We start from the raw sequence: 16,869 nt of genomic DNA on the forward strand, positions 1-16,869 counted from the left end.
GAAGGGAAATGGCCGTTTAAGTAAAGACTACCGGCTGGCGCCGGTAGCCTTTCTTTTGCTGATTCTTATCGCAGCAGCATGATATAACCGTTGTAGGTATGCCACTGTCCATTGGCGTCCAGCCCCTTCAAAGTATAGTAATATGTACCTGCGTTCAGACCTTGTCCATCCCATTCACCCTGGTAGTTCTGCTTCTTGTAAAGCACGTTGTTCCAGCGGTTGTAGATAATGATCTCGTTCTGCACGAATTTGTTCAAGCCTTTGATCTCAAGTTTATCGTTGGCGCCGTCACCGTTTGGTGTGATCACGTTTGGCACTGTTACTTCATCTGGAACGATGTTCATATTAACAGTAGCCACGTTACTCCAGCTGCCATTCTGATCCTGTACCCTGTAAGTGAATGAATCCGGACCGTTATAACCCTGTGTAGGCGTATAAACGATTGTTCCATCTTCATTAACTACAACAGTACCATGAGCAGGTTGTGTTACTATCTCTACTGATTTCGGATCAAGCGGCGTGTTGTTATCACCCGGCTTATCGTTCTTCAGTACCGGAATAGTTACCGGATTATCAGCTCTTACATTACCATAGTCGTCAGTGTCTGCTTCCGGTAATGGATCTGCTGCCACAGCTGGTGCTGTGCAAGCGGCACATGTCGGAGCCGGATCACTGGTTTCACTGCTTACATCTACCGTGTTGACAAGTGTGCCCTGGTAAGTATCTGGTGTTTTCACCACTACTTCGTAAGTCACTACTGACTGATCAGGCATTATCGTGATAGTCTCGTTCAGATCGCCGGTACCACTTGCATTTGGCAATGTTACAGTACCGTTGGTAACAGTAGCTGTCCATGAACCGATGGTAGTACCTGCAGGCGCCTGGTCTTTGATGTTGACTTTAGTAGCCGGTGCTGGACCGTTGTTCTTCACTGTAATGAGGTAGACTACATCTTTACCTGCTACAAAGTTTTTCTGCGAAGGATCTTTCAGTTGTTTGGTCACTTCGAGATCTGCACGCTGTACCGGTTTCAATACAGCAGTAGTGCTGCTGTTATTCGACTGATCATTATCAGTGGTAGTACCTGCTACAGTAGCGGTATTACTGATGTCGCCTCTGAAGCTAACCGGAACGGATACGATCACGCTGTATCTCACAACAGTATTAGCAGCCATTACAGCGATTGTCTGATCCAGATCGCCCACACCATTGTCAGCTGGCAGTGTTACATTACCACTGGTTACGGTAGCCGTCCATGTATTAATGGTGGTACCTGCAGGAGCAATGTCTTTTACATTTACACCTTTCGCTGTTGACGGACCAACGTTCGTCACATCGATAGTATATTCAAGTGTACGACCTGGTACATAATCCTGCGCGGCAGTGGTTTTGTTGATCTGAAGATCAGCAACTGCTACTACAGGCAGTGCCGGTGTAGTTGAGCTATTGTTGGCAGTAACCGGATCAGCTGTCTGGCTGCTTGCAGCAGCGGTATTGCTGATAGTTGCCGCACTATAATCACCCGGGATCTGTACGGTCACATTGTATGCTACAACCGCACCGGATGGCAGATTATTGATAACTGCATCGATATTACCTGTGCCGGAAGTCTCCGTAAGATCAGGTGTACCACTTACAGCGGTTGCTGTCCATGTGCTGATCGTTGTACCTGCCGGAGCTGCATCTTTTACTTTTACCACAGCCGCTGCATCAGGGCCATTGTTGGTTACAGTGATCACATATTCCATCGAACGTCCTGCAATAGCGCTGGTCTGCGCCGCATCTTTCAGTTTTTTCGCTACCACCACGTCAGCTTTTGCAGCATCTGTCAGTGCAGGGCTGGTGCTGGTGTTGTTACCCGGCACAGCGTCAGTAGTAGTGCTGCTGATAGTGGCCGTGTTAGTCAGGTTGCCGGTATGGTCTGCGTTTACTTTCACACCTACCTCGTACCTGATCACAGCGCCGGCTGGCAGTAATGCAACGGTCTCGTTAATATCAGTATTACCATTTCTGTTTGGCAGTGACACAGTACCGTTCAGTATGTTCACACCCCAGTAGAAGATAGTGGTTCCCGCAGGAGCTACGTCTTCTACGTTTACATTTTTGGCATCTGAAGGACCGTTATTCTTAATAGTGATATAGTAGAATACATCTTCACCTGGTTTGAAGGTGGTCTGTGCTGTATTCTTCAGTGTTTTCACCACTTCCACATCCGCTTTCGCTGTTGGCGTCAGACCGGTAGTAGTGCTGGTATTATTACCAGGTATGTTGTCTGTTGCATCGCTGGTCGCTGAAGCAGTGTTGCTCAGATTAGCTGTGAAGTTAGCAGGCGTAGATACAACCACAGTATAAGTTACCGCTGCACCATTCGGCAATTTGGCGATCGTCTGGCTGATATTACCAGTACCGGAGGCAGCTGGTAAGGTCACAGTACCTGTTTTCACAGCAGCTGTCCAGGATTTGATAGTCGTACCGCTTGGTGCGTTATCAATCACTTTCACATTCGCTGCGTCACTAGGACCGTTATTGCTTACAGAGATGGTATAAGTTACATCCTCACCTGGAGCGAAAGTAGTGGCAGTCGTTGCTTTTACAACTGCGATATCTGCTTTTGGCGACGGTGTGATACCTGGCGTTGTACTGCTGTTGTTAGCAGGTGTTGGATCGGTTGCAGCGCTGGAACCGGAAGCAGTGTTGCTCAGGTTACCGGTGAAGCTCGCTGGTGTAGATACGATAACAGTATAAGTTACTGCTGCACCATTCGGCACTTTGGCGATCGTCTGGTTGATATTACCAGTACCGGAAGCAGCTGGTAAGGTGACAGTTCCTGTTTTCACAGCAGCTGTCCAGGATTTGATAGTCGTACCGCTTGGTGCGTTATCAATCACTTTCACATTCGCTGCGTCACTAGGACCGTTGTTCGTTACTGTGATGGTATAAATTACATCTTCACCTGGAGCGAAGGTAGTGGCAGTCGTTGCTTTTACAACTGCGATATCTGCTTTTGGTGATGGTGTGATACCTGGTGTTGTACTGCTGTTGTTAGCAGGTGTCGGATCAGTTGCATCGCTGGAACCGGAAGCAGTGTTGCTAAGGTTAGCGGTAAAGCTCGCTGGTGTTGATACGACAACTGTATAAGTTACCGCTGCACCATTTGGCACTTTCGCGATAGTCTGGTTGATATTACCAGTACCGGAAGCAGCTGGTAAGTTCACAGTACCTGTCTTCACAGCGGCCGTCCATGATTTGATCGTCGTACCAGTTGGTGCGTTATCAACCACTTTCACATTCGCTGCATCACTAGGACCGTTATTCGTTACAGTGATAGTATAGGTTACATCTTCACCTGGAGCGAAGGTAGTGGCAGTCGTTGCTTTTACAACTGCGATATCTGCTTTCGGTGATGGTGTGATACCTGGTGTTGTACTGCTGTTGTTAGCAGGTGTTGGATCAGTTGCATCGCTGGAACCGGAAGCAGTGTTGCTAAGGTTAGCGGTGAAGCTCGCTGGTGTTGATACGATAACTGTATAAGTTAATGCTGCACCATTCGGCACTTTCGCGATGGTTTCATTGATATTACCGGTGCCGGAAGCAGCTGGTAAGGTCACAGTACCTGTTTTCACAGCAGCTGTCCAGGATTTGATCGTCGTACCGTTTGGTGCGTTATCAATCACTTTTACATTTGCTGCGTCACTAGGACCATTGTTGCTTACAGTGATAGTATAGGTTACATCTTCACCTGGAGCGAAGGTAGTGGCAGTCGTTGCTTTTACAACTGCGACATCTGCTTTTGGTGATGGTGTGATACCTGGTGTTGTACTGCTGTTGTTAGCAGGTGTCGGATCAGTTGCATCGCTGGAACCGGAAGCAGTGTTGCTAAGGTTAGCGGTGAAGCTCGCTGGTGTTGATACGATAACTGTATAAGTTACCGCTGCACCATTCGGCACTTTCGCGATGGTCTGGCTGATATTACCGGTACCGGAAGCAGCTGGTAAGGTCACAGTACCTGTTTTCACAGCCGCTGTCCAGGATTTGATAGTTGTACCGCTTGGTGCGTTGTCAATCACTTTCACATTCGCTGCGTCACTAGGACCGTTGTTCGTTACTGTGATGGTATAAGTTACATCTTCACCTGGAGCGAAGGTAGTGGCAGTCGTTGCTTTTACAACTGCGATATCTGCTTTCGGTGATGGTGTGATACCTGGTGTTGTACTGCTGTTGTTAGCAGGTGTTGGATCAGTTGCATCGCTGGAACCGGAAGCAGTGTTGCTAAGGTTACCGGTGAAGCTCGCTGGTGTTGATACGATAACTGTATAAGTTACCGCTGCACCATTTGGCACTTTCGCAATAGTCTGGTTGATATTACCAGTACCGGAAGCAGCTGGTAAGGTCACAGTACCTGTTTTCACAGCAGCTGTCCAGGATTTGATAGTCGTACCGTTTGGTGCGTTGTCAATCACTTTTACATTCGCTGCATCACTAGGACCGTTGTTGCTTACAGTGATAGTATAGGTTACATCTTCACCTGGAGCGAAGGTCGTGGCAGTCGTTGCTTTTACAACTGCGATATCTGCTTTTGATGATGGTGTGATACCTGGTGTTGTGCTGCTGTTGTTAGCAGGTGTTGGATCAGTTGCATCGCTGGAACTGGAAGCAGTGTTGCTCAGATTAGCAGTGAAGCTCGCTGGTGTTGCTACTACTACAGTATAAGTCACTACGGCGCTGTTAGGCACTTTCGCGATCGTCTGGCTGATATTACCAGCACCGGAAGCAGCTGGTAAGGCAACGGTACCGGTAGCTACAGCAGCTGTCCAGGATTTGATCGTCGTACCAGCTGGCGCGTTATCAATCACTACCACGTTTGCAGCATCACTCGGACCGTTATTCGTTACGGTGATGGTATAATTTACATCTTCACCTGGAGCGAAAGTTGTCGCAGTAGTTGATTTCACTACGGCGATATCCGCTTTTGGCGCTGGTGCAATACCAGTGGTGGTGCTGTTGTTGTTAGCAGGTACCGGATCTGTTGCATCACTGGAACCGGAAGCAGTGTTGCTCAGGTTAGCTGTGAAGTTAGCTGGTGTGGATACGACAACAGTATAAGTCACTACCGCGCCATTTGGCACCTTCGTGATGGTTTCATTGATATTACCGGTGCCGGAAGCAGCTGGTAAGGTAACATTACCGGCAGTTACAGCAGCAGTCCAGGACTTGATAGTCGTACCGGTTGGTGCGTTATCTGCCACTACTACGTTTGCTGCATCACTAGGACCATTATTCGTTACGGTGATAGTATAAATTACATCTTCACCTGGAGCAAAATTTGTCGCAGCAGTTGATTTCACTACAGCAATATCCGCTTTTGGTGCTGGTGCAATACCAGTGGTGGTGCTGTTGTTGTTTGCAGGCACCGGATCAGTTGCATCACTGGAACCGGAAGCAGTGTTGCTCAGGTTGGCAGTGAAGCTGGCTGGTGTCGCTACTACTACAGTATAAGTCACTACCGCGCCATTTGGTACGTTCGTGATGGTTTCATTGATATTACCTGTACCGGAGGTAGCAGGCAGCGTTACAGTACCGGTGGTTACAGCAGCGGTCCAGGACTTGATAGTCGTACCTGCTGGTGCGTTATCAGCCACTACTACGCTTGCTGCATCACTCGGACCGTTATTGGTTACGGTGATAGTATAAGTTACATCTTCACCTGGAGCAAAGCTGCTTGCAGTAGTTGATTTTACTACAGCTATGTCTGCTTTGGGTGATGGTGCGATACCTGTGGTGGTGCTGTTGTTGTTTGCAGGCACCGGATCAGTTGCATCACTGGAACCGGAAGCAGTGTTGCTCAGGTTAGCTGTGAAGCTGGATGGTGTTGCTACTACGACAGTGTAAGTCACTACCGCGCCGTTTGGCACCTTCGCAATGGTCTGGCTGATATTACCGGCGCCGGAAGCAGCTGGTAAGGTCACAGTACCAGTAGTTACAGCAGCAGCCCATGACTTGATAGTCGTACCTGCCGGCGCGTTATCAGTCACTACTACGTTTGCTGCATCACTCGGACCGTTATTCGTTACGGTGATAGTATAAGTTACATCTTCACCTGGAGCGAAAGTAGTCGCGGTAGTAGCTTTTACTACAGCGATATCTGCAGTCGGAACTGGCGTGATATCGGTGGTTGTACTGCTATTATTAGTAGACACAGGATCAGTTGCGTCGCTGGAACCGGAAGCAGTGTTGCTCAGGTTACCGGTGAAACTACCTGGTGTCGATACGATAACTGTATAGTCTACTACAGCGCCATTTGGCATGTTCAGGATCGTCTCATTGATATTACCTGTACCGGAGGTAGCAGGCAATGTTACAGTACCTGTATTAACAACAGCTGTCCATGACTTGATAGTCGTACCTGTTGGTGCGTTATCAATCACTACCACGTTTGCTGCATCACTCGGACCATTGTTCCATACTCTGATGAGATAGTTTGCATCTTCACCTGGAACAAAGGTTGACGCATTATTATATTTCGTTACAGCAATATCAGCTTTAGGTGCTGGCGCAATACCTGTAGTGGTACTACTATTATTACCAGGTGTCGGATCTGTTGCCGGACTGGAAGCTGAAGCCGTATTGCTCAGGTTAGCAGTAAAGCTGGACGGCGTAGATACAAGTATATTGTAAGTCACCTGCGCACCATTCCCCATTTTCGTGATGGTTTGATTGATGTTACCGGTACCAGAAGTAACTGGCAAGGTAACAACGCCATTGGTTATCATCGCATTCCACGATTTGATGATCGTACCTGCCGGCGCATTATCAACCACTGCCACATTGTTTACATCACTCGGACCATTGTTGGTCACTCTGATAGTATAAATTACATCTTCACCTGGAGCATAAGAAGTCGAGGTAGTTGTTTTCACAACTGCGATATCTGCTTTCAGTGTTGGTGTAAGTGTTGAAGTGCTGGTATTATTTGTTGTTACCGGATCATTTACATCTGCGGATGTCGCATTCGCAGTATTTATCAGGTTACCTGTAAATCCGGATGGTGTAGATACCACAACAGTATAAGTCACTACCGCGCCACTTGGCAGTACAGGGATACCTTCATTGATATCACCAGCACCTGTAACATTTGGCAGGTTAATAGTTGGAGAACTTGCTACCGCTGTCCAGGACGAGATCGTCGTACCGGTTGGTGCGTTGTCAATCACGCTTACAGTGGTGGCATCACTCGGACCATTATTGGTAACGGTAATGGTATAGGTCACATCTTCACCTGGAGCAAAAGTGGTCGCAGCTGTAGATTTCACTACAGCGATATCTGCTTTTGGTGTTGGGGTAATACCCGCTGTCGTACTGGAGTTGTTAGTCGCTGTTGGGTCAGTCGCATTGGTCGCTGTAGCAGTGTTGCTCAGGTTACCACTAAAGTTTGACGCAGTCCCGAGAACAACCGTATATGTTACAACTGAACCAGATGGCAGTTCGGTAATAGTCTCATTAATATCGCCTGTGCCGGAGGTAAATGGCAGTGTTGCCGTACCTGTCGTTACAGCAGCTGTCCATGATTTGATCGTTGTACCCGTTGGAGCATTATCGATCACGGATACATTACTTCCATCACTCGGACCATTATTCGTAACGGTAAAAGTATAGGTTACATCTTCACCAGGCGCAAAGGTCGTCGCAGTAGTCGATTTCACTACACCGATATCTGACAGTCGGTTCGGTGGCGTTGTTACCGAACTGGTATTATCACCAGGTAACGGATCCAACAGATCACTGGTAGCAGAAGCACTGTTAATCAGTACTCCGTTGTATGCAGCAGATGTCGTCACGGTAACAGTATATCTAACCGAGCGTCCATTTCCAAGAAGAGAGATGATTTCGTCGATACTACCTGTTCCGGAAGTTGAGGGAAGGGTTGTTCCTCCTGTTGCAGAAGCGGTCCAACTCATACCAGTGACGCTGGTAGGAATATTGTCGGTCACATGCACATTTATGGCATCATCCGGACCGTTGTTAGTCACGTCGATGGTATATACGATCGCCGCACCACCAGGAGTAAAACTGCCTGCACCGGCAGATTTCAATACCACTAGATTTGCTCTCGGCACAACCGGAATAGGAGGTGTCGTACTGGTATTATCACCAGTGACAGCATCATCAGCTGATGATGCACTGGCAGTGTTCTGCAGGGTACCGGTGAAACCACCAGGTACATTCACCGTCACGGTGTATGTTACAACAGCACCAGCTGGTAAGTTTGCAATTGTCTGGTCGATATTACCTGTACCACTGGCAGCAGGTAAAGTACCTGAACCTGTAGTAAAGGCCGCTGTCCAGTTGCCGATCGTTGTACTGCCCGGCGCATCGTCAATCACGCGCACATTTCTGGCCGGATTAGTCGTAGAAGTATTGGTAACAGTGAAAGTATAGATCACCGTTCCACCAGGCGTATAACTGGTAGCAGCAGTCGTCTTGTTCACCACAATATTTGCATTGGGGATCGCTGATACGGTATTGCTATATTTAATGTTATTACAATTCTCAGTGGTACCACCGTTTTTACATTCCACGTGTGGATCTGTCGGAGGTATGGTTGCATCCGGGTTGGTAGCATCCGGATCGGTTACGTCTTTCGGACGCATGATACTGGTCTCGATATTGATCGCACCAGTTGTAGAAGGAGTACCTTTAAAAGTAAAGGTAATGATACAGCCGTTAGGCAGGTCCAGTAATGCGGAATAATTACCACCCGTCAATGCTGCATTGTTTACAGCACCGCAACCGGTAGTATATGTCACATCACTTACACTGGCAATAGTAAAACCGGCAGGCACTTTTATCGCAAAAGGCGCACCGGTTACATCGCTCGGACCATTATTTACAACAACTACCTGGTAGTTGATAGACTGTCCCTGATATACTTGTGTAGTACCGCCAACACTTGGCCCGACACTTTGGATCGCCAGGTCAGCACGTACTATATTAAGTGAAGTATTTTTAGTGGCGACGTCACCCAAGATATAGGTCCAGGTGTCCATCGTCCTGTTGTTACCGAAATCCAGGCCCCATTTATGACCATTACTGTTACTGGAAATACCACTGCCTTCATTACCATTGATCAGTGGATTACTTGCAATACCCGCACCGCCGGTAAAAGTAGAATCCGCCCAATACACGATATCACTCTCTACCGTAACATGGTCATCTTTTAGCTGTTCGATGATCAGACCATTTTCGTTAGTCTCCACATCGATAAATGGAAAGTGAATTTCAGAACCCTGCAACTGTACTTTGGCTACAACGTTTGCAACCCCAAGTGCAGGCGCTACTCCCGCTCCATCTTTACCATCCCAGAAAATGCTGTTCGCTCCCTTTGCGGCTGTTCCGGTGATTTTCCTGGTCACAAACGCACCAGTACCTTCCAGTGTTATACGATACGTTCCGATGGTGTTCGCATCAAACTTAATATAAGCACCTTTTGAACTCACCTGTCCGGAAGTACCCTCTACCCCATCCACAGAGATATTGGAAATAGTAGGTATTACTTTCGGCACGTTTAACCAGGTCGTCTTTCCGCCTGGCTGAGGTGCTGATGCCGGTAAGGTCGCATCAGGCACCTGATAAAACATTTTATGGGTAACACTGTAACTACCGTCGTCTTTTCTAGGGTCCCACGTGTAAATATCCGTATTATAGGCAGTCCCGTCTTTACTTTTATACAAAGGCGGGTCTTTATCATCGCCACTCTTCGTGAGACCTTTGTTATTCACAAAACCTACAAAACCAAGACCGTCCAGTCCATTATTATTTACCTTAAATAAATATCCGTCGTTCGTTAATACATACAGCTTAGCACGATAGTCATTGTGCTGAACGTACATATTGAGCACGTTGGTATATACTCTACCCGTCTGCATAACAGCGCCTGCGCTTCTTACAGATACATCCCATGCACAGATCGCGCTGGAGGCACCATTCTGTATCCAGTTTTCATCGGCGGTCCAGTTGGCACCAGCCCCCTCAGTAATCTGATTTGAAGGCAACGTGGACAGAAACTCAACCTTCCATAAACCTGTTTGTCCTGCGCCCGCAACCCTTGTAAACGGCGTATAACCGGACCAGGGTCCGGCAATTTCCGCAGCCCTGTTTGAAATTTGTCCTACAGTAGTGGAACCTACCGTAGAAGAGTACACAGTACCATCGGGAGCTGTAAATACAAGTTGTCCTGAGCCGATCCCCTGCGCGCTACTGGCAGCGCCAATTGTTTCTCCGGCGTTAACATAGGCATAGTGCACCCCTGTGTTAGTAAGTGACCATCCCACTTTGGTAGCACTGGTGGAAACGAGGCATGCACGTCCTCCTCCTGCCCCACTGGGGTACAAATCCTTCGATCCTTCCGCGCGGCTGTCCGGTGTGGCGAACAAGCCGGCAAGAAGAAAGAGAAGGGCAAATTTTGTTTTGTAAAATTTATCCATCTGTATTGAATAAGTGATAAAACCTCCATCCAGCTGTCTCTGGCATGGAAATAGTATTCCCGGACAGGAACAATACGTTCCTGCAATAATTTGCTGTAAGAATAGTGTTGTGATGATGAACGGGCATGCACAGGCACATAGGATACAGGTGTCCTTTACATTATTTCCGTCTTAGGTTATTTTTACTCTTTACTGCACAGGTTACACTTTCACAGGATCGGGTGTCTTTTGTGAGTTTTCTCCTATCAACAACATAGTATCTTATAGTATCTCGGTATAGTATCTTTAGCAGCTGCACAAAACGCCTGTACGAAAACGGGTATAGCTTTGCCCGACAAAATTACTGTAGCCTCCCTCAAACATGTATAGTAAATATTTGACATGTTTGTAGTACAATTACTACAGCCTGTCATTACCGTCGCTTAACAAAATATTATAACTTTGTTCAATATGCCTGATGCAGCAGGCGCAGTAACCATAGACCTATTTATATCCTATTTATCCGCTAGTGAATGAACTATATCCTTATTGCCCATGAACCCTCCATCATGCGATGTGGCCTGTCTCAGATTATTTCTATGCTACCCGCACCCGTGACCGTCATGATGGTGGAGACGCCCGCTGAAATGGCTTCAGCGCTGGAACAGCAACCATTCGACCTGCTCATACTAAGCAGACATCTACCAGGAAATGATACCTTGTCGATGATGAAAATGGTGAGAGAAAAGCACCGTGCCACAAAGATATTGCTGTTCTCTTCCCGTGAAGAAAAAACAAGAATTGTCGACGTACTGTTTGAAACAGCAGATGGCTATCTGAGTAACAACTCGTCTGAAGAAGATATCAGTCTGACTATTTCTATCCTGGTACCCGGACATCAACGTTTATCGTCCTTACGTCCGGCATTCACCAACCCGCTGGAACAACTTTCCAGCCGGGAAATAGAAGTCATGAACCTGCTGGCGCAGGGATTGCCGCTATTGAAAATTGCCGCTCATATGGAGCTCCAGGTTACTACTGTGAGTACTTACAAAACCCGCATCTTCAAGAAGCTGGAAATCAACTCTATAGTAGAACTGCTGGACAAGGTCAGAACCTACGGTATACGCAAACTTGCATAACGACGAAAGCCCCTGTGACAGGGGCTTTCACTTTAATAAATTATATTTTTACCATTTGAATAATAGTCATAACTTCGTTACCCGGCCATAACCCCAGGCTGCATCATAACATTATTCATTGCCCCAAATCACCTTTCTAAATGGAAAAGCCACTACGAATTGTCATCTATCTTGTACTTGCATTAACCGTTATTAACGCACTCATTACTTTCTTTGAGAAAAGCCAGTTAAAACAAATTCAGAACAACATCGAAGCCTCTCAAAGAAATATTGACACAGCGCTGAACTATATCAATGCCTCCCGGGCCAGACTGGATTCCCTGCAGGGAGACGTAGATAAGTTCAAATATTACATCAAGAACATACAGGCAAACGTCTCTATTTTGAACACCAAAAAAGAGATCGAGGAAGCAAAATCTAATGCCAAACTGAAAGAGACCGTTGATGAACTGAATGCAAAAGTCAAAACATTCAAAGAAGAACTGAAAGCTACAGACAGTCTTCCTCCCATTGATGTAAAACCCCTGTAAACTGATAACCAACATATGAAACCATTATCTATCCACCACAAGCTGCTGCTTGTGCTGTTCCTCTGCCTTGCCGTGCAGCGGGGATACAGCCAGGACATGCTCAAGACGTTCAAAGACAGTTCCGGCACAAGCGTATATAGTATTTACAGAGGCGATACCCTCCTGATACATTGCGATACCGCCTTTATTGTCAATAAGAACACCTTCAGTATCTACAAAAAATACTACGATAAAACACGCCAGGGCAGCTCCTCTTTTAAAGGCATCATGGACAGCTACGAAAGCATGATACGACAACAGGATACCATGCTCCGGACAAAAGAGTTTTATTACCAGCAGATGAAACACCAGATGGATTCGCTGACCAATAACTCGCTCGCCTTTATGGACAAAACGAGTATAAGTCTGCAAGGCATCTCCTCCTCTCTTGACAAAGCCACCTCCAGTCTTGTTGAAACACAAAAGCTGCTGGAAGAATCCCGGAAAATGCTGGAAGAGGAACGTAGAAAACGGAACGCAAGGGCCTTAAAATTCGGTATAGGCGGCGTAGCTATCGGAGCATTGATCACTGCACTGATCATGGCAAATTAGACCTTATTACCCCTTTTTATAAACACTACATAGCATCTGTATGCTGTTTCGCTGAGAACAGTATATGGATGCTATATACATTTAAAGGAATAATTTCTTAATCAGGAACAAGATTTTAATGTACAATCAGGTCGAACTTTATATTTCCAAAACGATAAGACAATGAATTCCAGCTCAGTTAATTTCTCACAGCTATTTCTACGGATCGTCTTCGCCGTATCACTTTTCTCTGCCGTAGCTGACAGATTCGGTCTCTGGGGGCCTCCGGGCTCTCCGAATACATCCTGGGGAGACTGGGACCACTTCCTCGCCTACTCCAATACACTGAATGCCTACGCGCCCCCCCTCTTAGGCAGCATACTGGCCATAACAGCCACCGCTGCAGAAATCATCTTGGGCCTGATGCTCCTGGTCGGCTATAAAACCAGGATCGCAGCATGGGGCGCCTTCCTGTTGATGATCGCCTTCGCCCTGACCATGACCTTTAGCGTTGGTCCGAAAGCGCCATTGAATTATGCCGTATGGACCTGTGCAGGCGCCGCCGCCTTACTGGGCTCCGTCACCCGCTATAAATGGAGCATCGATAACCTGAAATAAGCCTTTTCATTTTGCGATTATAACCGCCTGTCAGGATGCCTACCGGTATTATGACAGGCTTTTTTATGTTGACATTTACCCCAAAACAGCAATCATTTATTGTAAATCGATAAATTTATTTTGATTTGTAATAAACTTACATTTACCTTTGAGGCATAAACCCAAATATGTATGAAGCCTAAATCCATCATCAAGATCCTGAACATACTGATTACCTCTACCTATTATCTTACCTTACTAATAGCGATCCTGCTAACCTCCCTATGGATATTCTTTTTCGTTACAGGTAACTCCGCTGCCAATGGTATACCTGGTGGACTGACCCATGAAGTAATATCTTTTGCCAAAACCGACCAGCCGGCTATTCGGCATTTTACGGCAGACAGCACCATTGCCTATGCGGCGGTCCAGAACAAATACATACTGAACGTCAAGCCGTTTTCAGGTCTTGGCAGTTACTCCCACTTATACAGCGCCATCAAATTTGTCATATGGCTGCTGATCCTCAGAACCTTTATGAATATCTTCAATGCCCTGGATCCTGAACGTCCGTTTACTTCTAAAATTGTAGTATTACTGAAGCAGCTTTCCATCCTTTTTGTGGCTGCTGACGTATTCAAAATATTGCATTATGCCATTTTCAGCAGGTTTATGCATAATCTTGCATCCTCGCTTCAGTTTTCACTGAACATAGAAATAGGTTCAGGCATCATCACCGGACTTATTATCTGGATCATCGCAGTGGTCTATCAACGTGGCCTGGAAATGCAGACTGAAAGCGAATTAACCGTATAAATATGCCCATCATCATAAATCTTGACGTCATGCTGGCCAAAAGGAAAATGTCCCTAACTGAACTGAGTGAGAAAGTAGATATCACGATGTCAAACCTCTCCATCCTGAAAACCGGCAAAGCAAAAGCCATACGCCTGGAAACACTGGATGCCATCTGCGCTGCATTACAATGTCAGCCGGGAGATCTACTGGAGTACACAGCAGAAAACAAACATTAAGTACACTGCGAATAACTTAAAGGGCTATATTGCAAGGGTGAGCTATTTTGCACCTGCGGCCCGCTTTTTTAAGAGATACTCCCTGTATTAAGCATGTATTAAGCATGTATACTTCGTGTATAAAGTATGTGTCCCGGTCCCAGATGATCAGCAAAAAAGTTTAATATTAATTCGGCTCTATAATATAGTATATCGATGCTTTGATAATGCTTTGATATTATTCATCCTTCGTTCATCCTTCGTTCAATGAACGAAGGATGAACGAAGGATGAATAATATCAAACTAACTACATAACCTTATCTGACATTAACGTTTTTCTCTCATTGGAAAACACTTTCCATTTTTCCCTGATTCCTCAATCCCCTTCCCCTGAATTCTTAATTTTTAATTGATAATTCCTAATTTTTTCTACATTTGCGTAACCAGTTACATAATTACTTACACAATTATTCGATTATGAGCTTTTACGACACCATCGGCAAACTTGCCATCGGCAGCAGGCTACGCCAGCTGACAGACATGATCACTGAAGATGCAGCACAGATCTACCAGCAATACGGTATTGACATGAACCCCAAATGGTGGCCGGTTTTTTACGTACTGTCCAGAGGAGAAGCAAATACAATTACCGCCATTGCCAAAGAAATAGGCCACTCCCACCCCTCTGTGAGTAAAATCATCAGTGAAATGGTGGATAAAGGGCTGGTAAAGGAAAAAAAAGACAAAACCGACGGCCGCCGGAACATGGTCAGCCTCTCTCCCAAAGGAAAAGAGATCACTGATAAGATCGATGCACAGTATACCGACGTCAACGCCGCCATTGAGGCCATTTCTGCCAATACGCGTAATGACCTCTGGGAAGCCATTGGAGAGTGGGAATTCCTGCTGGAGCAAAAAAGCCTGTTCCGCAGGGTACAGGAGCAGAAAAAGGAAAGAGAAAGCCGGAAAGTACAGATCGTTGACTATACCCCCGCCTATCAGCAGGCATTCAAAGAACTTAACGTAGAATGGATCTCTACCTATTTTACAATGGAAGAAGCGGATTATAAAGCCCTTGACAATCCACAGGGATATATTCTTGACAACGGCGGCCATATATTTGTTGCCCTCTATGAGGACAAACCGGTAGGCGTCTGTGCCCTTATCAAAATGAAGGATCCGGAATATGAGTACGAACTCGCAAAAATGGCCGTATCTCCTGCCGCACAGGGTAAAAGCATCGGCTGGCTATTGGGAAATGCCATCCTGGATAAAGCCAGATCGCTTGGCGCAAAGAAGGTATACCTCGAAAGTAATACCATCTTAAAGCCCGCTATCAGCCTCTATCACAAACTGGGATTTGAACGCGTCATCGGACATACATCTCCTTACGAACGCTGCAATATCCAGATGGAGCGGGTATTATAGGATCATATATTCCCGGAAACTATTATTTGTAGTTTCCGGGTTATCGTGTATTTTCCCTCCATGCAACGTAACAGTATATTGCTCTATGGAGCGAATGGTTATACCGGCGAACTCATTGCCAGATATGCCGCTCAATATGGTCTGCAACCTATCCTTGCCGGCCGTAAAAAAGACGCGATCGAAGCCCTCGCAAAAGAATTACAATTACCTTTCCGTATCGTCGAACTGCATGACAGCACCGCTCTCAACGCTGCCCTTGCAGATATCGCACTGGTCATCCAGGCTGCCGGTCCTTATCATATAACCGCACAACCGATGATCGATGCCTGTATCGCTACCAATACCCATTACATCGATCTCAACGGAGACCTGGATGTATTTGAAATGTTGCAGGGGTATGATCAGGCAGCAAAAAGTAAAGATATCATGATATTACCCGGCGCAGGGTTTGACGTAGTACCGACCGACTGCCTCGCACTCTATCTGAAACAACAATTACCCGACGCCAACGAACTGACCATCGCATTTGCCGTAATAGGCAGTGCGCTCTCCCGTGGTACCTCTATCAGTACACTACATAAACTGGGTACACCCGGCGCTATCAGAAAGGATAACAAGATCGTATATGAGCCCATGGGTAAAAAAGGGATGTCTGTACGCTTCCCGGGATATAAAAAACCGGTCTTCGTTATGAGCATTCCCTGGGGAGATATCAGCACCGCCTGGTATTCGACCCGCATTCCTAATATCCGCACCTTCACCGCGATCAATAAATCTGCCTGGTATTTCCTGAAAGGACAAACCGTCTTTAACTGGTTACTGAAAACATCCTTCATGCGTAGTATCATTATGGGGATACTGAAAATGCAGTCCGCCGGCCCCAATCAACAAACACGTGATAAAGCCACCAGTTATATATGGGGGAAAGTATCCAACGCCAAAGGGGAGTCAGTAGAAGCCAACATGGAAACACCGGAAGCGTATTCGCTGACCGCATTCAGCATCCTGGTCATTGCAAAGAAGATCATCAGCGGTAATTATAAACCTGGTTATCAGACGCCTTCCAGCGCATACGGGCCGGATCTGATTATGGAGATAGACGGGGTGAAACGAACACTTAAACATTAA

General features: G+C 46.4%; 9 protein-coding genes. 8 read left to right on the forward strand and 1 reads right to left on the reverse strand.

Translation table 11 applies throughout. The features are described 5' to 3' along the window. Nucleotides 1-65: 65 nt before the first annotated feature. Entirely contained in the window at nucleotides 66-10,481 is a 10,416-nt protein-coding gene (locus CPIN_RS38795) for a T9SS C-terminal target domain-containing protein (RefSeq protein WP_012793342.1), read from the reverse strand. A gap of 512 nt (nucleotides 10,482-10,993) precedes the next feature. On the opposite strand from CPIN_RS38795, the gene CPIN_RS28470 reads away from it, so the two are divergent. The 8 genes from CPIN_RS28470 (at nucleotide 10,994) to CPIN_RS28505 (ending at nucleotide 16,869) form a co-directional block, all read left to right on the forward strand. Further along, nucleotides 10,994-11,602: a response regulator transcription factor gene (locus CPIN_RS28470; protein ID WP_012793343.1), complete on the forward strand. Its 609-nt coding sequence runs from the start codon at nucleotides 10,994-10,996 to the stop codon at nucleotides 11,600-11,602. A 140-nt stretch (nucleotides 11,603-11,742) separates the two neighbouring features. Continuing rightward, nucleotides 11,743-12,132, forward strand: a complete 390-nt coding sequence (locus tag CPIN_RS28475; RefSeq protein WP_012793344.1) for a hypothetical protein — start codon at nucleotides 11,743-11,745, stop codon at nucleotides 12,130-12,132. Between the two features lie 15 nt (nucleotides 12,133-12,147). Continuing rightward, entirely contained in the window at nucleotides 12,148-12,723 is a 576-nt protein-coding gene (locus CPIN_RS28480; RefSeq protein WP_012793345.1) for a hypothetical protein, read from the forward strand. Nucleotides 12,724-12,885: 162 nt separating this feature from the next. After that, nucleotides 12,886-13,320, forward strand: a complete 435-nt coding sequence (locus CPIN_RS28485) for a DoxX family membrane protein (RefSeq protein ID WP_012793346.1) — start codon at nucleotides 12,886-12,888, stop codon at nucleotides 13,318-13,320. A 171-nt stretch (nucleotides 13,321-13,491) separates the two neighbouring features. Then, a complete protein-coding gene (locus tag CPIN_RS28490) occupies nucleotides 13,492-14,115 on the forward strand; it encodes a DUF2975 domain-containing protein (RefSeq protein ID WP_012793347.1) in 624 nt (207 codons plus the stop codon). Nucleotides 14,116-14,117: 2 nt separating this feature from the next. Continuing rightward, nucleotides 14,118-14,333 (forward strand): helix-turn-helix domain-containing protein, encoded by a 216-nt coding sequence (locus tag CPIN_RS28495; protein WP_012793348.1) that lies wholly within the window; start codon nucleotides 14,118-14,120, stop codon nucleotides 14,331-14,333. A 457-nt stretch (nucleotides 14,334-14,790) separates the two neighbouring features. After that, nucleotides 14,791-15,741, forward strand: coding sequence for a bifunctional helix-turn-helix transcriptional regulator/GNAT family N-acetyltransferase (locus tag CPIN_RS28500; RefSeq protein ID WP_012793349.1), 951 nt, complete (start codon nucleotides 14,791-14,793; stop codon nucleotides 15,739-15,741). A 60-nt stretch (nucleotides 15,742-15,801) separates the two neighbouring features. Then, nucleotides 15,802-16,869 (forward strand): saccharopine dehydrogenase family protein, encoded by a 1,068-nt coding sequence (locus CPIN_RS28505; RefSeq protein WP_012793350.1) that lies wholly within the window; start codon nucleotides 15,802-15,804, stop codon nucleotides 16,867-16,869.

The sequence above is a fragment of the Chitinophaga pinensis DSM 2588 genome (assembly GCF_000024005.1).
GTDB lineage: Bacteria > Bacteroidota > Bacteroidia > Chitinophagales > Chitinophagaceae > Chitinophaga > Chitinophaga pinensis.

What these genes read in the sequence shown, in the direction of transcription:
- CPIN_RS28490 (WP_012793347.1), top strand. Translation starts at nt 13,492, where the DNA reads ATGAAGCCTAAATCCATCATCAAGATCCTGAACATACTGATTACCTCT.
- CPIN_RS28470 (WP_012793343.1), top strand. Translation starts at nt 10,994, where the DNA reads ATGAACTATATCCTTATTGCCCATGAACCCTCCATCATGCGATGTGGC.
- CPIN_RS28505 (WP_012793350.1), top strand. Translation starts at nt 15,802, where the DNA reads ATGCAACGTAACAGTATATTGCTCTATGGAGCGAATGGTTATACCGGC.
- CPIN_RS28500 (WP_012793349.1), top strand. Translation starts at nt 14,791, where the DNA reads ATGAGCTTTTACGACACCATCGGCAAACTTGCCATCGGCAGCAGGCTA.
- CPIN_RS28480 (WP_012793345.1), top strand. Translation starts at nt 12,148, where the DNA reads ATGAAACCATTATCTATCCACCACAAGCTGCTGCTTGTGCTGTTCCTC.
- CPIN_RS28475 (WP_012793344.1), top strand. Translation starts at nt 11,743, where the DNA reads ATGGAAAAGCCACTACGAATTGTCATCTATCTTGTACTTGCATTAACC.
- CPIN_RS38795 (WP_012793342.1), bottom strand. Translation starts at nt 10,481, where the DNA reads ATGGATAAATTTTACAAAACAAAATTTGCCCTTCTCTTTCTTCTTGCC.
- CPIN_RS28495 (WP_012793348.1), top strand. Translation starts at nt 14,118, where the DNA reads ATGCCCATCATCATAAATCTTGACGTCATGCTGGCCAAAAGGAAAATG.
- CPIN_RS28485 (WP_012793346.1), top strand. Translation starts at nt 12,886, where the DNA reads ATGAATTCCAGCTCAGTTAATTTCTCACAGCTATTTCTACGGATCGTC.